The sequence below is a fragment of the Streptomyces shinuiensis genome, assembly GCF_043660855.1.
GTDB lineage: Bacteria > Actinomycetota > Actinomycetes > Streptomycetales > Streptomycetaceae > Streptomyces.
Genome location: NZ_JBIHML010000001.1, coordinates 15,793 through 38,830 on the forward strand (window position 1 = coordinate 15,793; position 23,038 = coordinate 38,830).

At 71.3% G+C, this 23,038-nt stretch carries 9 protein-coding genes and 6 pseudogenes; 5 read left to right on the forward strand and 10 right to left on the reverse strand.

Annotation, left to right across the window (positions count from 1 at the left end; genetic code table 11):
- From ACGRHY_RS00065 to ACGRHY_RS00095, 7 genes and pseudogenes are all read right to left on the reverse strand, one after another.
- Positions 1–7,881: an amino acid adenylation domain-containing protein gene (locus ACGRHY_RS00065; RefSeq protein ID WP_394633315.1), complete on the reverse strand. Its 7,881-nt coding sequence runs from the start codon at positions 7,879–7,881 to the stop codon at positions 1–3.
- Positions 7,882–7,916: 35 nt separating this feature from the next.
- A complete protein-coding gene (locus tag ACGRHY_RS00070; protein ID WP_394633316.1) occupies positions 7,917–10,619 on the reverse strand; it encodes a non-ribosomal peptide synthetase in 2,703 nt (900 codons plus the stop codon).
- Between the two features lie 56 nt (positions 10,620–10,675).
- Positions 10,676–11,446 carry an aspartate/glutamate racemase family protein gene (locus tag ACGRHY_RS00075; protein WP_394633317.1) on the reverse strand — a complete coding sequence of 257 codons (771 nt, stop codon included), beginning with the start codon at positions 11,444–11,446 and terminating at the stop codon, positions 10,676–10,678.
- Between the two features lie 525 nt (positions 11,447–11,971).
- The gene (locus ACGRHY_RS00080) at positions 11,972–12,772 is read right to left on the reverse strand and encodes a transposase family protein (RefSeq protein ID WP_394633318.1); all 801 of its coding nucleotides are present in this window, start codon (positions 12,770–12,772) and stop codon (positions 11,972–11,974) included.
- A gap of 43 nt (positions 12,773–12,815) precedes the next feature.
- Positions 12,816–13,639 (reverse strand): annotated as a pseudogene (locus ACGRHY_RS00085) (IS630 family transposase); the annotation flags it as partial.
- A gap of 482 nt (positions 13,640–14,121) precedes the next feature.
- Positions 14,122–14,580, reverse strand: a complete 459-nt coding sequence (locus ACGRHY_RS00090) for a VOC family protein (RefSeq protein ID WP_394637865.1) — start codon at positions 14,578–14,580, stop codon at positions 14,122–14,124.
- Positions 14,581–14,699: 119 nt separating this feature from the next.
- A pseudogene (locus tag ACGRHY_RS00095) lies at positions 14,700–15,494 on the reverse strand (IS110 family transposase); the annotation flags it as partial.
- Between the two features lie 396 nt (positions 15,495–15,890).
- Between ACGRHY_RS00095 and ACGRHY_RS00100 the strand changes: the two are divergent.
- Both ACGRHY_RS00100 and ACGRHY_RS00105 read left to right on the forward strand, forming a co-directional pair.
- A complete protein-coding gene (locus tag ACGRHY_RS00100) occupies positions 15,891–16,460 on the forward strand; it encodes a TetR/AcrR family transcriptional regulator (protein ID WP_394637866.1) in 570 nt (189 codons plus the stop codon).
- 73 nt (positions 16,461–16,533) lie between these two features.
- On the forward strand, positions 16,534–17,712 hold the full coding sequence (locus ACGRHY_RS00105) for a GDSL-type esterase/lipase family protein (RefSeq protein ID WP_394633319.1): 1,179 nt from the start codon (positions 16,534–16,536) through the stop codon (positions 17,710–17,712).
- 555 nt (positions 17,713–18,267) lie between these two features.
- On the opposite strand, the pseudogene ACGRHY_RS00110 reads toward ACGRHY_RS00105, so the two are convergent.
- A pseudogene (locus tag ACGRHY_RS00110) lies at positions 18,268–18,474 on the reverse strand (DDE-type integrase/transposase/recombinase); the annotation flags it as partial.
- 395 nt (positions 18,475–18,869) lie between these two features.
- On the opposite strand from ACGRHY_RS00110, the gene ACGRHY_RS00115 reads away from it, so the two are divergent.
- Both ACGRHY_RS00115 and ACGRHY_RS00120 read left to right on the forward strand, forming a co-directional pair.
- Positions 18,870–20,531, forward strand: coding sequence for a glycoside hydrolase family 13 protein (locus tag ACGRHY_RS00115; protein WP_394633320.1), 1,662 nt, complete (start codon positions 18,870–18,872; stop codon positions 20,529–20,531).
- Between the two features lie 157 nt (positions 20,532–20,688).
- A pseudogene (locus tag ACGRHY_RS00120) lies at positions 20,689–20,960 on the forward strand (IS5/IS1182 family transposase); the annotation flags it as partial.
- 25 nt (positions 20,961–20,985) lie between these two features.
- On the opposite strand, the pseudogene ACGRHY_RS00125 reads toward ACGRHY_RS00120, so the two are convergent.
- Positions 20,986–21,177, reverse strand: a pseudogene (locus ACGRHY_RS00125) (transposase); the annotation flags it as partial.
- A 299-nt stretch (positions 21,178–21,476) separates the two neighbouring features.
- Between ACGRHY_RS00125 and ACGRHY_RS00130 the strand changes: the two are divergent.
- Positions 21,477–22,654 (forward strand): IS3 family transposase gene (locus ACGRHY_RS00130; RefSeq protein WP_394633321.1). Its coding sequence is split into 2 segments (ribosomal slippage): positions 21,477–21,738 and positions 21,738–22,654, totalling 1,179 coding nucleotides; the frame shifts between segments, so codons are not numbered across the junction.
- 44 nt (positions 22,655–22,698) lie between these two features.
- Here the strand turns inward: ACGRHY_RS00130 and ACGRHY_RS00135 are convergent.
- Positions 22,699–22,956, reverse strand: a pseudogene (locus ACGRHY_RS00135) (transposase); the annotation flags it as partial.
- Between the last annotated feature and the right edge of the window lie 82 nt (positions 22,957–23,038).

The following is a 23,038-nucleotide window of genomic DNA, read 5'->3' on the forward strand; positions in this document are numbered from 1 at the left end:
TCACCGGCCTCCCTCTGACGTCCGGTCCTCCCCGCCCTCCCAGGGCCGGGCCCCGGGATCTTCCAGGGCCGCGGCCAGGACGCCGCGCAGCCCGTCCGCCCAGCCGCGCACCGTGTCGCGGTCGAACAGCTCGGTGCTGTACTCGATCCAGCCGGAGATCCCCTCCCCGGCCTCGTGGCAGCGCACCTGGAAGTCGTATCGGCAGGTGCCCCGGTCCACGGCGACGTCCTCGGCGGTCAGCCCGTGCGGCCACACCGCGCCCGAGGGGTAGTTCTGCACCGCGAACATCGTCCGGCAGGGTGCCACCCGCTCCGTGAGCACCTCGTAGGGCAGGTCCTGGTACTCCCAGGCGGTCAGGCACTCCGCGCGCACGGCACGCACCAGTGCGCGGAAGTCGGCCGGGACGCGCAGGTCGGCGGCGACCGGAACGATGTCGGCGAACGGTCCGACGACATCCTCGGCGACCGGGTCCGGCCGGTTGCTCACCGGCACCGCGACCGCGAAGCGCGGCGCGCCGGTGAGCCGGTGCAGCCAGCTCTGGTGGGCGGCGAACAGCACCATGAAGGTGCTGGCGCCCTCCTCCCGGGCCAGCTGCCGCACGGCGCGCGCGGTGCCCGGGCCGAGGTCGAAGGGAACCGTGGCGCCGTCCATGGCGGGCTCCGCCGGGCGCGGGCGGTCGGTCGGCGCCTCCGGCGCCTCGGGCAGACCCGCCAGTCGGGCCGCCCGCTGCGCCAGGCGGCGCGCGGTGGCCGGCTCCTCCAGCCGGGCCAGCAGCTGGGCGGCGTACGGCTCGAAGCCGGGGACGTCGGGCAGGTCCAGCGGCTCACCGGAGACCAGGTGACGGTAGTAGGCGGCCAGGTCCCGCTCGATCAGGGAGACCGACCAGCCGTCGGCGACGATGTGGTGGACCGCGAAGGCCAGGACGTGGTCGCCGGGGGAGCGGCGCACCAGGGTGGCGCGCGCCAGCGGCCCCTCGCGCAGGTCGAACGGCGCACGCAGCACCGCCGCGGCGATCCGGACGCCGGCGTCGCCGGGGTCGTCCTCCCCGCTGACATCGCGGTGTTCCAGCGGGAACGGCCGCACCGGGTCACGCAGGCACCGCACCACGCCGTCGGCGTCGCCGGGGAAGCGGGTGCGCAGCGCCGGGTGGCGGGCGTGGACCGCGTCGAGGGCGCGCAGCAGCGCGGTGGTGTCCAGCGGACCGGTCAGACGCAGGGTGAAGCCGAGGTTGTAGGCCGCGGTGCCCGGATGTCGGGCGCACCGCCTCCAGGTGTCGTCCTGCTGCGGGACCGGCCGGTTCGTTCCCGGCGCGTCCGTCACCGGTCCGTCCGCCGCCGCCTCCCGTGCCGACGACCGCCGTTCGTCGATGCGGGCGGCCAGCACCGCCACGTCGGACGCGTCGAAGACCGTGCGCAGGGGCAGGTCGACGCCGAAGGTCCGACGGATCCGGGCAGCCAGCCGGGCCGCCAGCAGCGAGTGGCCGCCCCGGTCGAAGAAGTCGTCCTCGCGGCCGAAGGGGCTTCCGTCGTCCAGCAGTTCGGCGAACAGCGCGGCCAAGGCCGACTCGGTCGGGGTGCGCGGCGGTGAGACCGGCGGCCGTCCCATCGCGTGCGCCGTACCCATCGTGTCCGCCGACCTCCCCTCCGCCGCGCCCGGTTCGGGCAGCGCCCGCCGGTCGAGTTTGTTGTTGGGGGTGCGCGGCAGCTCGGGCAGGGCCGTGAGCCAGGACGGCACCAGGTGCGCGGGGAGGGTGTCGCGCAACGCGCGCCGCAGCCTCGGCAGGTCCAGCCCGGCGGGGGCCAGAAAGGCCGCGAGCCGTCCGCGGTGGGCGACGACGGCGGCGTCCGCCACCCCGGGCAGGGCCCGCAGGGCCAACTCCACCTCGGCGGGCTCCACGCGGTTGCCGCGGATCTTGAGCTGGCCGTCGAGCCTTCCGAGGAACTCCAGTTCGCCGTCGGCCCGCCACCGGGCCAGATCCCCGGTGCGGTACGCGCGGGCGCCCGGCACGCCCCCGAAGGGGTCGGGCACGAACCGCTCGGCCGTCAGGTCCGGCCTACCCAGGTAACCGTGGGTCAGGCCCGTGCCGCTGATCCACACCTCGCCGGGGACGCCCACCGGGACGAGTTCGCCGTCGGCGTCCACCAGGGCGATCCGGCAGCCGGGAACGGGCCGGCCCGCCGGCACCGGACCGGAGCCGGCCGTCCCGTCCGGCGCGGCGGGCGGCACCCGGTGGCGAGTGGAGGTCATGGTGCACTCGGTGGGCCCGTACTGGTTCACCACCTGGGTGTCCGGGGCGAACGCCCGGCGCGCCCGGGCGGCGTCGTCGTGGTCGAGCGTCTCCCCGCTGAGCAGCACCAGGCGGACGCCGGGTGCCGGACCGGGGCGGTCCTCCAGCTCGGCGAGCACCGCGCGGAGCATGGTCGGCACCACGCTGAGCAGGCAGGTGACGTCCTCGACGGCGACCAGTCCGGCGATCGCCCCGGGGTCGGTGGCCTGGTCGTCGGAAGGCAGCACCACCCGGGCCCCGGCGGTCAGCGGGCCGAAGAGATCGCGGACGGAGGCGTCGAAGGACACCGGGGCCAGTTGCAGCACCGTGTCCGCCGTGCCCACGCCGTACGCGCGGACCATGTGGTCCAGGTAGGCGACAGCGCCCGCGTGGTGGGCGAGCACCCCCTTGGGGCGGCCGGTGGAGCCGGAGGTGTAGAAGACGAAGGCGGTGTCGGCGGGCGTGGTCCCGGTGTCGGGCGGCGCGGCGGGCCGGCCGGCGATCAGCGCCCGAGTGGCCGGGTCGGCCAGGTCCACCCGCACGCCGTCGAAGCCGCCGAACGCGTCCGGCGCGCCCACGTCACCGTCCGGTCTCCCGCCGGTGACCAGCCGGCACGCTCCGCTGTCGGTCAGCAGCAGGTCCAGGCGGGCCGCCGGGTAGGTGAGGTCCAGGGGCACCGCGGTGGCACCGCTCTTGAGTACCGCCAGCAGGGCCACCGCCAGTCCGGCCGAGCGCGGCAGCGCCACGGCCACCACGTCGCCCCGGCCTGTTCCCAGGGCGCACAGGTGGTGCGCCAGCTGATTGGCGCGCTCCTCCACCTGCCGGTAGGTCAGCCTCCCGTCCGGCCCGTCCAGCGCGGTGGCGTCGGGAGTGCGGGCGGCCTGCCGGGCGATCAGGTCGTGCAGGCACGCCGCCGACGGCGCGGAGGGGGCGCCTGCGACCAACAGCGACTCGCGTTCGGCCGGGGTGAGTATCGCGAGCCGGTGGACCGGGGTGTCGGGGTTCCGCACGGCGGCAGCCAGCAGCGTCCGGAAGTGGCGCGCCATGCGGGCGATCCGGTCGTGCTCGTGGAGGTCGGTCCGGTAGAGGAACCAGCCTCGGACGCCGTCGCGGTCCTCCTCCAGGGTGAGGTTCAGCTCCGCCTTGGCGTGTGCCGCCGAGGGCGGGAGTTCGGTCAGCCCCACGTGCGGGCCGAGGGTCGCCGTGGCTTCCTCCCGCCTCTCCAGGGTGATGGTGTGGCGGCCCAGCGCATCGGCGTCCAGTCCGAGTTCGTCCACCATCCGGTCGAACGGCAGCCGCCGGTGGGTAAAGGCACCCAGGAGGGTCTCGCGGACCTCTCGGCACAGCTCGCGGAAGGCGGCCTCGCACGGGACGCGTACCCGCAGCGGCAGGGTGTTGAGGAACATGCCTACGACGTCGGCCAGTTCGGGCCGCGGCCGGTCGATCACCGGGGTGGTCAGGACGATGTCGTCCTGACCGGTGTACCGCCGCAGCAGCGCGGCGTAGGCGGCGGTCAGTACCATGAACGGCGTGCAGCCTGTTCCGGCGGCCAGGTCTGCGAGCCCGTCGCTCACCGCCCGCGGCAGGGTGAAGGCGTGGACGGCCCCCGCCGTCGAGGGGGTGGCCGGGCGCGGGTGGTCGGCGGGCAGGTCCAGGGCGGCGGGGACGCCGTCGAGCCGGTCGCGCCAGTAGGCCAGGTCCCGGCCCAGCGCCCCGCCGGACACCAGCGCGCGCTGCCAGCGCGCGAAGTCCCGGTAGCGGACCGGGGGCGGGGCGGGCAGCGGGACGTCCGGTCCGTCGAGCAGGGCTTGGTAGGTCCGGTCCAGGTCGCGCACCAGCAACCGGACCGACCGGGCGTCCACGGCGATGTGGTGCGCGGTGAGGGCCAGGACGTGCTCGTCCTCGGCCAGGTGGACGAGCGCGGCGGCGAGCAGCGGGCCGGTCCGCAGGTCGAAGCGGTGGCCGGCCGCGCGGCGCAGCTCATCGCGGAGCGCCGTCTCGCGCTCGGCCGCCGCCAGCCCGCTCAGGTCCCGGCTGCGCAGCGTCACCGGTTCCGGCGCGGCGACCTCGGGGACGGGTGCGCCGTCCCGGTCGCGGTAGCGGGTGCGGAGCGCCTCGTGGCGCTCCACCAGGAGGTCCAGGGCACGGGCAAGGAGGTCGGCGTCGAGCGGGCCGCGCAGCCGGTACGCCTCGGGGACGGTGTAGGAGGGATCGCCGGGGGCGAGTTGTTCGACCAGCCACAGGCGGGCCTCGGCGAAGGAGGGTTCGGGCACCGGGTCGTCGGCGACCAGGACCGGCGGCAGGGCGGCCCCGGCCGTATCGCCCCCGGTCGTGCCGTCGCTCCCGGTGTTCAACCCGGCTACCTGCGCACCGAGTTCGGCGACGGTGGGCGCGTCGAACACCAGGCGCAGCGGTATCTCGATGCCCAGTTCCTCCCCCAGTTCGGCCACCATCCGGGCGGCCAGCAGGGAGTGGCCGCCGAGGGCGAAGAAGTCGTCGTGCCGTCCGACGCCGGGCACGCCGAGCAGCTCGGCCCAGCGGGCGGCCAGGGCGGTCTCCACCGGCCCGGCCGGCGGCTCGTACGCGCCGCGCCGGTAGCTGTCGGGGTCCGGCGCCGACAGCCGGCGACGGTCGACCTTGCCGTTGGCCGACAGCGGGAAGGCGTCCAGGACGACGAAGGCCGAGGGCACCATGGGTTCCGGCAGCCGGAGGCGCAGCCAGGCGCGCAGTGCGCCAGGGTCGGGCGGGGACGCGGGGTCGGCGGGGGTGAGGTGGGCGACCAGCCGGGTGCCCGCCTCACCGGCACGGTCCGCGGTCACCACGACCTGGTCGGTCGCCGGGTGTTCGGCCAGGGTCGCCTCGATCTCGCCGGGTTCGATCCGGATGCCGCGGACCTTGACCTGGTGGTCGACGCGGCCGAGGAACTCCAGGGTGCCGTCCGGGCGCCACCGCGCCAGGTCACCGGTGCGGTAGAGCCTGCCGCCGGGCGGGCCGAGGGGGTCGGGCACGAACCGCTCGGCCGTCAGGTCCGGCCTGCCCAGGTAGCCGCGTGCGATCTGCACGCCGCCCAGGTGGAGTTCGCCGGGCACGCCGACCGGCTGCGGCTCGCCATGCCGGTCCAGCACGTGGCAGGTGGTGTTGGCGGCGGGCCTGCCGATGGGGACGGCGTGCCCGTCCTCGTCCGGTGCGCACCGCCGGGCGGTGACGTCCACCGCGGCCTCGGTGGGTCCGTAGAGGTTGTGTAGTTCGGGCCGCCCCTGCGGTCCGCTGCCAAAGCGGGCGAAGAACGCGGCGCGCAGGTCGGCGGGCAGCGTCTCGCCGCTGCACAGCACCCGCCGCAGACCGGTGCAGCGCGCCGAGACGGGGTCGCGCAGGAACTCCCGCAGCATCGACGGCACGAAGTGGACCGTGGTGACCTCGGCGGACAGGATCAGTTCGCGCAGATGGGCGGGGTCGCGGTGGCGGCCGGGCTCGGCGACGGCCAGGCAGGCCCCGGCGAGCAGGGGCCAGAAGAACTCCCAAACCGAGACGTCGAAGGTGGCGACGGTCTTCTGGAGCACCACGTCGTCGGCGGTCAGGCCGTACTCCTCCTGGGCCCACAGCAGCCGGTTGCGGATCGCGCGGTGGCTGACCATCACGCCCTTCGGGGCACCGGTGGAGCCCGAGGTGTGGATGACGTAGGCGAGGTGGTCGGGGTGCGGGCGGACGCCGGGCGGGGTGTCGGGCCGGGCGGCGACGCGGACGGCCTCGGCGTCGTCGTCCAGGACGACCGTCCGGGCGGGGGTGCCGACCAGGGCGGGGGCCAGCGCGCCGGTGGTGACGGCCAGTGCGACGTCGGCGCCGGTGATGACGGCGGCCAGCCGGTGCGGTGGGTGCTCCGGATCGAGCGGCAGATAGGGGGCGCCCGACTTGAGCACGGCGAGGAGGGCGATCACCAGTTCGGCGGATCGTTCCAGCAGGACGGCGACCGGGTGGTCCGGGCGGGCGCCCGCCGCGATCAGGTGGTGGGCCAGCCGGTTGGCGCGCCGGTGCAGCTCGGCGTGGTCGAGGCGCTGGCCGCGGTGGACCAGCGCGAGCGCGCCGGGGGAGCAGGCCGCCCGCTCCTCGATGAGCGCCACCAGGTCGCCAGGGCCGGGATACCCGGTGGACCGGCCCTGCCAGCCGGTGGTGAGCCTTTCGCGTTCGGTGTCGGTGAGCAGCGGCAGCCGGTCCACCGGGCGGCCGGGGTCCTTCACCGCGGCGGTGAGCAGCCGCAGGTAGTGCCCGGCCATGCGGGCGACGGTGGCCTCGTCGAAGAGGTCGTGGCCGTACTCGAACTCCAGCGCCACCTCGCCGCCCTGCTCGTCCACGTCCAGGAGCAGATCGAAGCGGCTGGTGCCCAGGTCCTGGCAGGGCAGTTCGGTCATCGTCGCCGCGCCCAGCCGGACCGGCTCGCGCGGTGTGTTGTTCCAGTTGAACATCACCTGGAACACCGGAGGCGTGCTGGGATCGCGGTCTGGGGCGAGCGCCTCGACGACCTGCTCGAAGGGAACGTCCTGGTGGGCGAGCGCCTCCAGAGTCCGCTCCCTGGTGTGATCGACCAGGCCGCCGAAGGAGCGCCGTCCGACATCCTCGGCACGGATCACCACGGTGTTGGTGAACACCCCGACGAGTGGCTCCACTTCGGGCAGGAGGCGGCCCGCGACGGGCACCCCGACCAGGATGTCGTCCTGTCCGGAGTAACGGGCCAGCAGCGCGTGGAAGGCTGCGAGCAGCACCATGAACGGGGTGGCCGAGCGCTCCTGGGCCAGGGCGCGCACCGCCTCGGCCAGACCGGGGTCCAGCGACGTGCGGACGCAGCCGCCCGCCCCGGTGGGCTCGGCAGGACGGGGGCGGTCGGCGGGCAGGTCCAGGCGCGCGGGGGCACCGTCGAGCCGGTCGCGCCAGTGCTCCAGGCTCGCGCGGTGGCCGCCGGCGTCCGCGTGGCGGCGTTGCCACACGGCGTAGTCCCCGTACTGGACGGGGAGTTCGGGCACCGGATCACCACAGTAGAGGGCACTCAGTTCCCGCTGCACCACGCCGACGGACCAGCCGTCGAAGGCGATGTGGTGGAAGGTCAGCAGCAGGTGATGCTCGCCGCCGGAGCCGTGGCCGTCACCACCGCTGATGAGCAGACCGCGCCAGACGGGACCGCGCCGCAGGTCGAAGGGGCGGTGCAGCTCGGCGACAATCCGGTCGTTGACCTCCCGCGGGGTGATCTCGGGCCGATGCTCGCACTCCAGTCGGAAGGAGACCGGGCGCACCTCCTGGATCTCCTCGGTGCCCTCGCGCCGGTAGACCGTGCGCAGCACCTCGTGGCGCCGCTCCAGTTCACGCAGCGCCTCATCCAGCGCGTCGGCGTCCAGTGGGCCGTCCACGCGCAGCGGCAGCGGCACGTGGTAGTTGGTCGCGGCGGGATGGAGCTCGTCCAGGAACAGCATGCGCCGCTGGGCGAACGAGGCCGTCCTCTCGCCCCGCACCGGTTCGACGGTGCGGGTGCGGGCCGCGCCGCTCCGCGCGGCCTCGCGCAGCCTGCGCTCCAGGGCCGCCCGACGGCTCCCGGACCGCGGGGCGCCGGACGAATCGACGTGTCCCATGACGGAACTCCCCTCCCCTTCGATGTCGAACGTGCTCACCTGACGCCGCCGGCGAGTCGCCCACCGGGGTCCTCCGGCTCCTCGTGCGGACCGTCGGTGCCGCCCGGACCGTCCGCCTCGTCGAGGTCGTCCAGCCGTTCAGCGAGGGTCTCCTCCACCACCAGGGCGAAGTCCGCCAGCCGGGGGTGGTCCATCAGCCGCGGCAGCGGGACGTCGACGTCCAGCAGCACCCGCAGCCGGGCGATCATCCGTGTGGCCACCAGGGATTGCCCGCCGAGGGCGAAGAAGTCGTCCTCGGCACCGACGCGTTCGACGTCAAGCACGTCCGCCCAGATCGCGGCGACCGCCTCCTCCGCCGCGGTCCGCGGCGGCACATGGGCGCGTCCGGCAGGTCCGGGGGCGGGCGGGGCCGGGAGCGCCCCGCGGTCCAGCTTGCCGTTGGCCGTGACCGGCAACTCCTCCAGCACCAGCACGTCGGAGGGCACCATGAACGCGGCCAACCGCTCGGCGAGGTGGGTGCGCAGTTCCGTGGGGTCGGCCGTCCGCCCCGGCACGGGGACGACGTAGGCGACGAGCCGCTGGCCGCCGTGGGCGGTGTGCACGGCCGCGGCGGCGCTGGCCACCTCGGGGCGGGCCGCCAACTGGGCCTCGACTTCGCCCAGTTCGATCCGGAAGCCGCTGACCTTGACCTGGCCGTCCCGGCGTCCGAGGAACTCGATGGTGCCGTCGGGCCGGTACCGCGCCCGGTCCCCGGTGATGTACAGACGGGCGCCGGGCCGGTCCGAGAAAGGGTCGGGCACGAACTTGACGGCGGTGAGTCCCGGGTCGCCGTGGTAGCCGAGGGCGAGGCACTCGCCGCCGATGTGGAGGTCGCCGGGCACGCCTACGGGCACCGGCCGCAGGTCCTCGTCCAGGATGTGGTAGCGGGCGTTCTGGATCGGCCGTCCGTAGGGGATGCTGGGCCCGGCCGGATCGACCCGGCCGACGCGGTGGTGGTTGGACCAGACCGCGGCCTCGGTGGCGCCGCCGAGCGCCACCACCTCGGCACCGGGGAACGCGGCACGGCAGGTGTCCGGCAGGGTGAGGGGGATCCAGTCGCCGCTGAGGAAGACCAGGCGAAGCGTGCAGGCGGGCGGGGCCGGACGCAGCAAGTAGAGCGGTTCGAGCTGCTGGAGAGCGGCGGGCGCCGAGTCCCAGAAGGTGATCGGCTCGGTGTCCAGGACGGTCAGCAGGCGCCGGGGGTCGTGCCGTTCGCCGTCGGTGGCGACGCGGACGGAGCCGCCCGCGGCAAGCATGCCGAACACGTCGTAGACCGACAGGTCGAAGCCCAGCGCGGTGACGAACAGGACGCGGTCGGCCGGTCCGACGGCGAAGGTGGTGTTGACCCAGCGGATCAGGTTGACCACCGGCGCGTGGCTGAGTGTCACGGCCTTTGGCGCACCGGTTGAGCCGGAAGTGAAGATGACGTAGGCGAGGTCGTCGGGCCGGGCGCGAACGGGTGCGAGACCCGGGGCCGGTTCCAGCGCCGAGCGCACGGCCGGGCCGGAGCCCTCGGCGGGCGTCTCCTCCGGCGTACCGGGACCGAGCCATAACAGGGTTTTCAGCGCGGGCAGTTCGGCGTACAGGGAGCGCAGTTCCGGTACGCAAGCCGGGCTGGTGACCACCGTGGTGCAGTCGAGCGCGGCCAAGAGGTGCCGGACGCGGTCTCGGGGCAGCGAGCGGTCGACGGGCAGGTAGGCCGCTCCGGACTTGAGGATGCCGAGCAGGGCGACCACGGTGTGCACCGTGCGGTCCATGTGGATGCCGACGAACTGACCGGGACCGGCTCCGGCCGCAACGAGGTTGCGGGCCACGGTGTCGGCGGCGCGGTCGAGTTCGGCGTACGTCAGCCGGTCGCCGCCCTGGAGGACGGCCACCGCGTCGGGAGTGCGGGCCGCCTGACGCTCTACGAGCTCGTGGACGCAGGCCGGGTCGTCGTCGGGGACGCGGGTGTCGTTCCAGTCGTGGACGATGCGCCGCAGTTCGGGTTCGGACAGGGCGGTGAGGCGGCCGACGGGGGTCTCGGGCGGCGTCCGGGCGAGCACGTCGAGCAGGTGGCACAGGTGGCCCGCGATCCGGTCGGCCGCGTCGTCGTCGATCTCGTCGCGGTTGTGGTCGAGAACCACGGTCAGCGCCTCGCCGGTGGTGATCCGCACACGCAGGGGGCAACGCCGGTCCGGTCCGTCCTGCGGCTGCTCCCCGCCGGGGGTGCTCGCCCTGCCCGCGGCCGCCTCGGCCCGCCCGCGCTCCTCGGTGATCTCCAGCAGGGTGCCGAACGCCGGCCTTCCGTCCGGGTCCGGGAAGGCGTCCCGCAGCGCCGACCACAGGGCGTGCGGGTACCGCCGCCCGGCAACCGTATCCAGCAGCTCGCCGAGCGGGGTTCCACGGCCGACGCTCAGGCGCACGGCCACGGGGTCGTGCGGGCGGTCCTCCCCGGCGAGCCCGAAGACCACCTCGCGAGTACCGCAGTACTCGGTCAGCAGCAGGGTCCAGGCGGTGACCAGCAGGGGGGACAGACCGACCCCGGCTCGCCGGGCGACCGCCCGCAGCACGGCGGTCCGGTCGGTGCCGACCCCGGCCGTGGTACGGCGGCGGTCGGTGCGTCCGGTGCCGGCCCGCTGCACACCGAGCGGTGTTGCCGCGAAGTCCCCACTGGGCGTCTCCTGCTTCCCGGACAGGCGAACGTGTGCTTCACGCATGTTGCTCTCCCCCGTCATGTCCCGAACGGTTCTCCGAACGACTCGCGCGGTCGGCGTCACGGGGTCGGTGCCGGTTCCGGCCGTGTCCCGCCGCCGACGGTCCGTCTCAGGTCGGCGGCGACCGAGCGCAGCGGATCGACGATCGCGTCCGGCCCCCGGCGCCGTGCCAGTTCTCCGGTCAGCAGGTGGAACTCGGTACACCCCGTGATCACTGCGGGGCATCCGGTGCCATCCAGCCACCGCTCGACGGTGTCCGTCATGCCGGGCTGTTTTCCGGCGCGTTTCATCAGGTAGATCAGATGGTGCACCGATTCCTGGAGTTCCGCGTCGGGCCACACGACACGGTCCGCCACCTCCGGCCATCCCGGGGATTTCTCGAATATCCGGCCGAGCCGTGTCCCATGGGTGCACAGCATGAGCAGGGGGCCGGCCGTGGAACGCAGTTCATCGATGACGACGTCGATCAGGGAAACGGTACGCGCGGTAACCGCGGGATCCAGTTTTCGAAGGAAGTGGTGCACGGTGACGCAGGTTGGAACTACCTTGGTCGCACCGGCCTCCAGAAGTCCTCGTATTCTCTCGTTGAGACGTTCCAGCAGAGGCCGTTCGACACCACTGCGAATGGCCTCGGTGCGGTCCGGAATACCGGGGTCGGAATCGACGATACAGCGCGGCAGATCCTGTTCGGACGCAGTCATGTTCGTCTCATAGAAGGTACGCAGGAAATCGGCCGTGGCCAGCGGACCCAGACCTCCGAGGATTCCCAGGACAGGCTCTCTCCATCCGCCGTCGCCCGGTTCCCCCGCCGGTGTGAGCTGCCCGGACATCGGAGGAACGGTCACGTCAGGCGCAATCCCACCCGTCGGCACCCGTAGTGCAGATAACGGCACATCCTGCTTTCTCGCGCCCTCTGTCGGCATGGACTCGCGAACACTCAATGCTTCCCCCGTCAGAATTCGGTCAACGGCGTAACTGTCGACCCGTGCGGAACTCCTCGTTCACGTGCGCCCTCAAATGGACGCCTTTCTGTGCGGGATTCCGGAAAGAGTTACGGGACCATTCGATCCGGCGGTCTGCACCACCGGCGCGGAATCCTGGGCCACATAGGCCTTCGGTGCACTGTGCGGTAATTCCGGACAATCCTACGCGATGACTTCCGAAACGGTTCATCGAACTGTTCTCCGGCCGCGGAGTGCAACCGGAATACCTCTGGCATGCCGTGCAACCAAACTCGAACTGGAGCTTAGGGAAAGCGCTACAGAGTGTCAAGGGATGGTCGCCAAAAAGTGCGAACCCTAGAGGTTGTCCCGTAAATTCTCAGGGACATGTCTGCTGACCTGCTCGTTTGTCTGTCACCCGGCGATGGCCAGGTTGTGCAGGCGGGCGATGCCGCGCATGGCGTGGTGAACGCCGTCACCTTTGAGGCGGCAGTCGCGGAGGATCTTCCAGGTCTTCATCCGGGCGGAGATGTGCTCGACGCGGGCACGGGCCCGGCGGTGGGAGGCGTTGTGCTCCTCCTTCCAGGCGGGCAGGTCCTCGTCCCGGTGTCGTCGGTAGTGCGGGATGAGCAGTCCGGTGCCGCGGTAACCGCCGTCGGCGATCACCGCAGGCGTGGTGCCGACGGCACCCTTGGCACCGGACTCCTCCCAGGCCCGGCAGTCGTTGCGGTTGCCCGGCAGCGGCCGCCCGACGGCAACGGCGGTGGGGGTCCCCCCGGACGGAGTCTGGGGGAGGGTGTCGTCGTCGATGACGACCTGGTGGTTGGTGGAGTAGCGGTGGTTCTTGCTGGAGGCGGCCACGGTCCGGTCGCGGGTGGGCACCAGCGTGCCGTCCACGATGAGCACGGTGTCCGTGCGGAACCGCTGGCGGGGCCGGAGCGCGAGAGCCGGCCCGAGGTGGTCGACGATCCGATCGGCGGCCGACCTCGAGATGCCGAACAGCGGGGCGAGTTGGCGCAGGGTGAGGTTGGTGCGCCAGTACGCGGCCACCAGCAGCACCCGGTCCTCCAGCGGCAGGCTCCAGTGCCGGCCCCGGCGGACCGGATCGGCGCCCTCACGTCGCAGCGCGGTGATCAGCTTGCCGAACTGCCGCGGGCTCAGCCTGGTGAACGGGGCTGTCCAGGACGGCTCCGACGCCGTGATCACACCAGCCACCACAAGATCATCTCGCCCGTGACCAGCAGTTACGGGACACCGTCTAGTCTTCTGAGTCGGGAATTCTATTCAGATATCCGGCGAGGCGTTCGCGGATCTCGTCCGCGGTCTTCGTCCACACGTAGAGCTTCGGGTCGGTGTTCCACGCGGCGATCCAGGCACGGATGTCCTGCTCCAGCGCCTGCACCGAGCGGCGAACCATCGCTCGACCAGGTTCAGCCAGGACGATCCGGTGGAGGTGAGATGCAGGTGGAAGCGGGGATGGGCCAGCAGCCAGGTCTTGATGGCCGGGGTCTTGTGGGTGGCGTAGTTGTCCAGCACCAGATGCACTTCAAGGCCCTGCGGGACCTCCCGGTCGAGCTTGATGAGGAACTTCCTGAACTCCTCGGCGCGGTGCCGGCGGTGCAGGGAGCCGATCACCTTCCCCGTGGCGACCTCCAGGGCGGCGAACAGCGTGGTGGTGCCCGCCCGCACATAGTCGTGGGTGATCCGCTGCAGGACCCCGGGCATCATCGGCAGCACCGGCTGGGAGCAGTCCAGGGCCTGGATCTGGGACTTCTCGTCCATGCAGAACACCAGCGCCCGCTCCGGCGGGTCGAGGTAGAGGCCGACCACGTCGTGGACCTTGTCGATGAAGTACGGGTCGGTGGGCAGCTTGAAGGTCTCACTACGGTGGGGCTGCAGGCCGAAGGCCCGCCAGATCCACGACACGGTCGACTGCGACAGGCCCATCTGCTGGGCCATCGCCCGCGTCGACCAATGGGTGGCGTTCTTCGGCGTGGTCTCCAGCATTCTGGTGACCACGGCGTCGACCTGCTCGTCGGTGACCGTCCGGGGCCCGCCGGGGCGCGGTGGTGTGGAAGCTCCGCAGCGTGTTGACGTGTTCGGTCAGGTAGGCGCGCGGGTCTCCGATGAGGCCTGGCAGCCCACAGTCCTGCGCCGCTTCGGTATGGTCTGCGGGCAGGCGGTCGAGAATCGCCGACAGGTCCAAGCGGTCCAGGGTACGGGCGGTCTCGGCCACCGCCGCCGGTACCCTCGGCACTCCATGCCTGCCGTACCGCACGCCAGTCCCTTCTCCTCGGCCCCGCTCAGGGCGGCGGCCCGGCCCACTCTCACCCACCAGGACCAACGGCAACCGGAACGGAACACCCCCGCCTCGGCGGAGAGGACCGGCGGGAGACGAGCGGGTACGGCCTGCGCAACGGAACACGCCTCCGCCCGGCGTGGCAAGAGCGTCATTGGATCACCGGTCTGAACGACCCCGGCGCAGACCTCCACGGCAAGTTCACCGGCGAACTCGCTGGCAGCAACTGGCCCCGCCCGCAAGCCCACAGCAGAGGACCCCGGACCTACAGGCCGAGGTCCTCCCGTCTCGTCCTGACGCTCCACTCCGGTGAAGGGCCGCGGTAGGTGCCGAAAGTCCACAGGTTGCCCTCCGGGTCCTGCACCGTGCACACGTACGCCACGGCGCCCGATCCGAACCGGGTCTCATGCGGCGCTTCGAGAACCTCGCCGCCGGCATCGACCACCCGCTGGTGTACTGCGTCGACGTCGTCGCTCACCACGTAGACCGCGCTGGTGCCCGCCCGCATCCGCCCGTGCACGCTGTCTGTGTGCCGGGTCGATCCGAACACCAGCGCACCACCGCCAGGCCAGCGCAGCTCGGCGTGCCCGATCCCACCGTGTTCGTCCGGCGCGGCGATCACCTCCGTGAAGCCCAGCACGTCGACCAGGAAGCGCAACGCCGCCCTCGTGTCGTCGTAGTGCAGGACCGGCCACACGGAGGACGGGGAGGCATCAGGCAACATGCCGCTCATCGTAGGTCCGAAGGCCGCTACCGCCCAGAGCCCCCGGCCACCGGCGGAACGAGCCGCCCTCTGGTGCCCCGGAGCTCTGATCAGCGCTCGTACACCCGGGCTTGGCACCCATGCAGGCAGGCTGCGGACCACCTCTGCGTGCGGGTGCTCGCGAAACCTGGCCTCGATCAGGGCGTCGAGCTCGGCGATCTCCTCATCGAGGTCCATCACCCTCTTCGCGAGGCGGACCACCATGGCGGCGGCCAGCTATCTCGCCAGGCAGCGCGGTGTACTGAGCCTGCGCGGCGGCACCACGGACCTTGCGGTTCCTCGGCCAGGTCCTCGATCCGCTTCGCACCCGCGCGGCGGATCGCGGCCGGGGGCTGGTACCCGGTCAGCGACATCACCGGCCCCTTGTTGACCAGGCCCAGGGACCGTTCCAACGCAGTGAAGATCTCCAGCAGTTGAGCCCGCAGGCGGTTGATCTGCCGAGTCCGGTCGAAAACCACGTCCAGCCGTCGGGTGGTCAGCGTGCGCAGATCGACAGCGATCTCGTCGCCGGACCGCAGCAGGCCCAGGTCATGGCGGACGCGGGCCTGGTCGGCGATGACGAAGGCGTCCTTGGCATCCGTCTTGCCCTCGCCGCGGTACGTCGCCGAGGCCCGGTGGGCCGCCAGGCCGGTGAGGTAGGCCATCGGCTGGTCGTGTCCGAGGAGCAGACCGATCAGCAGGGCGGCGCCACCGTAGTTGAGGTCGACGGCCCACAGCACGCCGGCGGATATCGCCAGGACGTCGCCGATGAGCTCAAGCAGCTCGGTCTCGTCGTTCAGGACCCGGCGGGACAACAGCCGTTCACCATCCGCATTGATCACCACACAGTGGTGGTGCGCCTTGCCGATGTCCACGTCGGCCCGGATCTCGGGCACGGTCACCTCCGCCGGCTCACCGCCTCACACGTCGCCCGCAGACGACCTCGCCGACGTTGTCCCACAGCAGCGATCGGAGTCGCGTCTCCCAATTGGCGGTGGAGTCGTCGCGGGGCTCCGGGCGGCCGAGTCCTTTCAGTCCTGCCAACGGCGCGCCTGTGACAGCCATACCCGGAACCCCTGGGCCCTCCGGTCTTACGAATGACCAGAGCAACCACCTTTGAAAAGTGGGACCGTTTGTGCGGTTCAGGGGGCGCCCGTGCGGCTTCGCCGACTCTGCCGTCGCGCTCGCCCCATTCGGCAGAGTACGCAAAACCTTAAGATGATACACCATTTACCTATAGGCTGTAGGCAGATGCATACTGGTCATAGCTATACTGAGAGTAGGTGATGGTTGTGGTTCGGGCAGGACTGAGCCCGGAGCGGCTGACGCTCGCTGGTGCGGAACTCGCCGATGTGGCCGGTTTCGACCAGGTGACCCTGTCCGCGCTCGCCCGGCGTTTCGACGTGAAGCCAGCGAGCCTGTACGCGCACGTGAAGAACTCCCACGAGCTCAAGACCCGGATCGCGCTGTTCGCTCTGGAGGAACTCGCCGACCGGGTCGCCGACGCGGTGGCGGGGCGCGCGGGCAAGGACGCCCTGACGGCCTTCGCGAACGCCTACCGGGACTACGCCCGGGCGCACCCCGGCCGGTACGAAGCAGCGCGGTACCGGCTCGACCCGCAGACCGCCGCGGCCAGCGCCGGCGTCCGGCACGCGCAGATGACACGGGCGATCCTGCGCGGCTACGACCTGGCTGAGCCGGACCAGACGCACGCGGTCCGCATGCTGGGCAGCGTCTTCCACGGCTACGCCTCCCTGGAGGCAGCCGGCGCCTTCGACCACACCGACATCGCCGCGCAGCAGTCCTGGGCCTGGACCCTGGACCGCCTCGACACCGCATTGCGGAGCCGATCCACCCCCTGACCGGCCGCGTCACCCGCGACGGCTGCCCCATACCGACCCGACACCCCACCTCAGAACGAAAAGGCTTGAGGCGATGAGCACCGAACAGAACTTGATCACCACCCCCATCACCGCCGACTTCCTGTGCGGACACCTCGACGTGGAAGAGACTGCCCGCGGCCTGCTGCCGCACCGGCTGCCTGCCTGGGCGCGCCGCCAGATCCCCGACGACCGGCTGGCCGTGGCCGAGGCCCAGCCCTCCGGTGTCCGGCTGGCCTTCCGTACCAGCGCCACCACCATCCGCCTGGACACCCTGCCGACCAAACGCGTCTACCGGGGCTTCCCGCCCCCGCCGGACGGCATCTACGATCTCCTGGCCGACGGCCGCCTCACCGCCCAGGCCACCGTGGACGGCGGGAACCTGCGCACCATCACCGACATGCAGACCCAGACCGCGGAATTCACCCCGGGCTCCGCCGGCACCGCCCACTTCACCGACCTCCCCACCGGCGAGAAGGACATCGAGATCTGGCTCCCGCACGCGGAGATCACCGAGGTCATCGCCCTTCGCGCCGACGCCCCCGTCGAGCCGGCCCCGAAGACCGGGCGCCGGGTGTGGTTGCACCACGGCAGCTCCATCAGCCACGGATCCAACGCCGTCTTCCCCAGTACCATCTGGCCCGCCCTGGCCGCCTCCGCAGGCGATGTGGAGCTGATCAACCTCGGATTCGGCGGCAGCGCACTGGTCGACCCGTTCACCGCCCGCGCGATGCGCGACACCCCGGCAGACCTGATCAGCCTCAAGCTCGGCATCAACGTCGTCAACAGCGACGCCATGCGCCTGCGCGCCTTCGCCCCCGCCATCCACGGCTTCCTCGACACCATCCGCGAGGGCCACCCCACAACCCCCTTGCTCCTGATCTCCCCTGTCCTGTGTCCGACCCACGAGAACACCCCCGGACCTCTCATGCCGGACCTCTCCAGTGGAACCCTGAAGTTCAAGGCCACCGGTGATCCGGCCGAGACCGCCGCCGGACGGCTGACGCTCACGATCGTCCGCGACGTCCTGGCCGACATCGTCAAGCAGCGGTCCGCCGAAGACCACAACCTCCACTACCTCGACGGACTCGACCTCTACGGCCAGAGCGACCACGACGAGTTCCCCCTGCCGGACGCGATCCACCCCGGCCCCGGAGGACACCGCCGCATCGGCGAGAACTTCGCCAATCTCGTCTTCGCGGACAACGGGCCCTTCGCCATCACGACTGGCTGACCCGGATACGGGGTGCCGGTAAGAACACTGTCACCAGCCGCAAACGGCGAGGGGCACGTTCGCGTCGGCGGGCAGCGGGGCCGCGCTCAGCGACGTATCGAGCGACCGTGTCGACGCTGTGGCGGGCGTACCGCTCCAGGGAGCGGACGGAGGCGTGACGGTCGAACACCCTCCCGCAGTTCGGTGATGCGGTCACCTACAGCGGCAAGGTTCCTGTAACGCAACTCAGATACTCGGCACCCGGTCGCAGGCCGACCGGAATCCCGATGGGTTCGCACAAGACATCGGGATCGTCCGCAACCAGGCACAGGTGACGGACGTCCCACTGGCGACAGCCGGAAACCTCAGCCGTGCCTTCGCCGTGTCACCCCACCGAGACTGACGGCCACACAAACCCGTCCCCCGCTCTGCAAGCCGTGTTACTTCGTCCGGATACGGGAGGCGGGCCGTACCGCACCGTGATCGCCCCTTGCGGAACCGGCTCAGGGAGGCCCCACGCTGGGGGAGTCGCTCACCACTTTGGCCGCTAGCGGAGGTGCTGCCATCGTCGCTGCGATTGTCCGCGCTGGGGCCGATCGCGCTCATGGACTGCCGGGTACCTGCCCGGCGGCAGGTGTCGGCGAAGGCCCGGCTGGTGTACTGGGATCCGTGGTCGGTGTGCGGGACCGCTCCGGCGAGACTGCCGCGGGTGAGCTCGGCGGCGGCCAGGGCGTCGATGACGAGATCGGTGTGCATATGGTCCGCGATCGCCCAGCCGGCCAGCGCACACCCCTCCCCCTGTTCCGGGGCCTGGACCGCTTCGGTGAGCAGGACTTCCCGCCGGGTGTCGCAGCCGCCCTGGTCGGTGTCACTCCAGTGGCGGAACCTTCCCCGCCCGTGGCCGCTGCGGGACTTCCCCGCGGTCTCGAGCCGGGTGAGGGTCTCGGCCGGTTCCAGCCCCTCCCCCACCCCACGTGCCCTCCGCTGACATCTTCGGCGGCGGGGCGGGCAGACAGTTGTGGAAAGCCTTCAACCGACGGGCCGCTTGCGGGTCCGGCACCGCCTGCGCGGTGATCTTGGTGCCGGTCCTCCGACATGGGACCGCCGAGGGAACCGTCGCGGGAGCCGTCAGGCAACCGGCCCCCGTCCGACATCCCGATCACGCCCTGAGGAGAGACGTGGCATTCGCCCGGACCACCGCCGACTGGTGGCGCGACGCCGTCATCTACGAGGTGTACATCCGCAGCTTCGCCGACGGCGACGGCGACGGTATCGGCGACATCGCCGGAGTGCGGCAGCACCTTCCGTACCTCGCCGGACTCGGCGTCGACGCGCTGTGGCTGACCCCCTGGTACCCGTCCCCCATGGCCGACGGCGGCTACGACGTCGCGGACTACCGGGACATCGACCCGGTCTTCGGCACGCTGGACGACGCGCGGGCACTGGTGGAGGAGGCGCACGAGCACGGACTGCGCGTCCTCATCGACATCGTGCCGAACCACACCTCGTCCGCGCACGCGTGGTTCCGTGAGGCGCTGTCCGGCGGGCCCGGTTCCCCCACCAGGAAACGCTACATCTTCCGGCCGGGGCGCGGCCCAGGAGGCGAACTGCCGCCCAACGACTGGAAAAGCGTCTTCGGCGGTCCCGCCTGGACCCGGATCACCGAGCCCGACGGCTCGCCGGGCCCGTGGTACCTGCACCTGTTCGCCCCCGAGCAGCCGGACCTGAACTGGGACGACACCGAGGTGCGGGCCGAGTTCGAGTCGATCCTGCGCTTCTGGTTCGACCGAGGCGTCGACGGAGTGCGCATCGACGTGGCGCACGGCCTGGTGAAGGCGCCCGGTCTGCCCGACATCGGCTCCCTCGACGGCAAGCTCCTGGAAGGGGCGGGCGACTTGGACCATCCGCACTGGGACCGCGAGGAGGTGCATGAGATCTTCCAGGGCTGGCGAACCGTCGCCGACGCGTACGACGATCCCCGCGCGTTCGTCGCGGAGGCGTGGGCGGGCTTCCCCGAGCGGCTGGCCCGCTACGTCCGACCCGACGAACTGCACACCGCGTTCAACTTCGACTACCTGACGGCGCCCTGGCGCGCCGGCCACCTGCGCCGCGTCGTCGACGAGTCGCTCACCGCGCTCGGCGCGGTCGGCGCCCCGGCCACCTGGGTGCTGTCCAACCATGATGTCGCCCGGCACGTGTCCCGCTACGCCAGGCCGCAGCCGGACGGGCCGGTGCACTCACTTGCGGACCTGCGGGGGCCCGCGGACCTGCGGCTCGGCGCTCTCCGGGCCAGGGCCGCCGCCCTGCTCACCCTCGCCCTGCCCGGCGGCGCGTACCTGTACCAGGGAGAAGAACTGGGTCTGTGGGAGGTCGAGGACCTTCCCGAGGAACTGCTCCAGGATCCCACCTGGCAGCGCTCCGGGCACACCGACCGGGGGCGTGACGGCTGCCGTGTCCCGCTGCCGTGGAGTGGGGACGGCCCGCCGTTCGGATTCAGCTCAGACGGCACCGGGACGCCGCCCTGGCTCCCTCAGCCCGACGCGTGGAAGCCGCTGACGGCCGAGGCCCAGAACCGCGATCCGTCGTCGATGCTGAACCTGTACCGGTCGGCACTGGCCCTGCGCCGCAACCACCCGGCGCTCGGGGACGGCACGCTCACCTGGGACAGCGCTCCGGACGACCCTGTGCTGTCGTTCGTCCGCACCCCTGGGTTCCGGTGCGTGGCGAACCTCTCCGGCGAGCCGGTGACGCTGCCCGCCCACAGCGAGGTGCTCCTGGTCAGCGAGGAGCTGGAGGGGAGCCGCCTGCCGGGCGACACTGCGGTGTGGCTGGCTCTGTGACACCCGGACGAACTGCCCGCCGGACTCGGCTCCTTCACGGACGGCCCGCCGCGCGGGTGCGTCCGACCCCATCGGCCCGTGTCAGGAACCGGACGTCCCGGGCACCGCGTCCTTCCGCCGGCGCGGCACGGCCGGACGCCCTGCCCTCCGAGAGGGAGCCGGGGTGGAGTGCTGGGCTGATCCCTGTAGGAGCATCAAAGGCCACCGATGCGCCGGCCCCGCCGTGCGGGTTCCCTACGGGGGCGCCGGGAGGCGCTGTCCACCGGCCAGCAGGCCGTCAACCACTCGCACGCGAAGATCCGGGCCCTCGCCGAGCAGGCCATGGCCACCCTGAAGGCCTGGCGACTCCCACACAAGCCGCGGTGCTCCACCACCCGCATCACCAGCCTGGTCCAGACCGTCCTCACTCCGCACGCGGCCTGCTCAAACCGAGGTCGGAAAACGCTCAGCAGTCCTCCGGCCGCCCGTCCCGGCGCGCCAGCCAGGCCGGCACCGGCAGCAGATACCGCACCCGTGCCCACTCCGCATCGCTCATGTCCGAGGAGTACCGGGGTCGGCGCTCCGGCCGGTCAGCCGCGTTTCCGAACCAATGGGCGAGACAGTCGCACCCAGGGGTGGACGAACTGGACTCGGCGAAGATGACCACGCGACACTTCGACAACAGGGCCTCTTGTCTCTCGCTGGATTCGACAACCGCGAGCTGCCAAGAGGCCCTTCCTCCATGCGCCCACACCGGCCGACTCGCCCGAACCAGGGCCTCGTTCGAATCCCTCCGACCACACGGACGGATAGAGAACAGTCAGTCAGAGCCGCAAACGGTGTGGATCTTTGGTCCCTCCAAATCCTGCCGTTGTAGAGTCCGTTGACACGTCAGTTGAGGGGCCCCGAGGATCCCGGACAGGGACCCAATAGGGTTGTCCTGTAAGGAATCGAGGGAAGAAGCACGTGGCACGTCCAAGTCCGTACTCGCCGGAGTTCCGCGAAGAAGCGGTCCAACTGGCGTTGAAATCCAGCAAGCCCATCGCCCATGTGGCCCGGGAACCCGAGATGAATCCGGAGACGCTGCGCACCTGGGTGCGCCAGCACGAGCGCGAACACGAACGGCAGGACGGGCCGCTGCCGGTGGACGAGCGGGCCCGGCTGAAGGAACTCGAACGCCGTAACCGCGAACTGGAGACGGAAAACTCCTTCCTGAAAAAAGCCGCAGCGTACTTCGCGAAGGATCCCCGGTAGCGAGCAAGTACGAGTTCATCGAAACGATGCGGCTCGGAAACGCGGAGTACGCCTACTCCGTCGAGTTCATGTGCAGACAACTCGGCATATCCACCTCCGGCTACTACGACTGGCGAAACCGGCCCGATTCCGCGACCGCCCAGCGGCGCGGGGAACTGCGGCTGCTCACCAAGAAGGCATTCGACATGTCCGACGGCACCTACGGCTACCGCCGCATCCACGCCCAGCTGCTGCGCTGGGGCGTCGCCGCCGGCCCGGAGCTGATTCGCCGGTTGATGCGTGAGCTGGGCCTGGTGACCTGCCAGCCGCGGCCGAGGCGGTGGGCGCTGACCCGGGCGGCGCCGGGGCCGGTGCCGGACCTCGTCGGGCGTGACTTCACCGCCGATGCACCCGGTGAAAAACTCGTCGGCGACATCACCTACGTTCCCACCGGCGAGGGGTGGCTCTATCTGGCGACCGTCATCGACTGCTGCACCAAGGAGATCATCGGATATGCCATGGACGACCACTACCAGACGCCGCTGATATCCCGGGCGATCCGGAACGCGGCCCGCAACAGGAAGCTCGCGAAGGGGGCGATATTCCACTCCGACCGCGGCAGCAACTACATGTCGACCGAGTACGGGAAGACCCTCGGGAGGCTCGGGTTGCGGCGCTCGGCCGGCCGGACCGGAATCTGTTTCGACAACGCCATGGCCGAATCATTCTTCGGCGCCCTGAAGAATGAACGGGTGTCACGCGTGACGTATCACACCCGAGCGGAGGCCCGGCGGGACATTATTCGGTATATCGAATTCTGGTACAATCGCAGGCGTCTTCACTCGGCGATCGGTTATCGTCCGCCGCAAGAAGCGCACGCCGAATATGAACGACTCCGTCTCGCCGCATGAAATAACCGGCTGCATCACCTGCCCGGAAAACGCGAGGCCCCTCACTGGTTGGTGCCGTCGTCGCGCCAGAGGTAGAAGTAGTACTTCACCGCACCGGGCGGAGACATGTCGTGGGGCAGGAAATCCCACTGGCAGCCGGTGCGGTTCTGGTACAGGATCGCGTTCACGATCTCCCGCATCGCGTATTTGCCCTGGTGACCGCTGACCGAGGGGTGCTGGGCCTTCCATGCCGTGATCACGGGTTCGATGAGCTCCCACTGCTCATCGGTGAGATCGCTCGGGTACGGCTTGCGCATGTCCATGCCGCAACCCAAGCGAACCTCGAACGTCCGACCGGCAGCGATGCCCCAACGTCACACCAACGAGCGATGACAAGCCGGACGG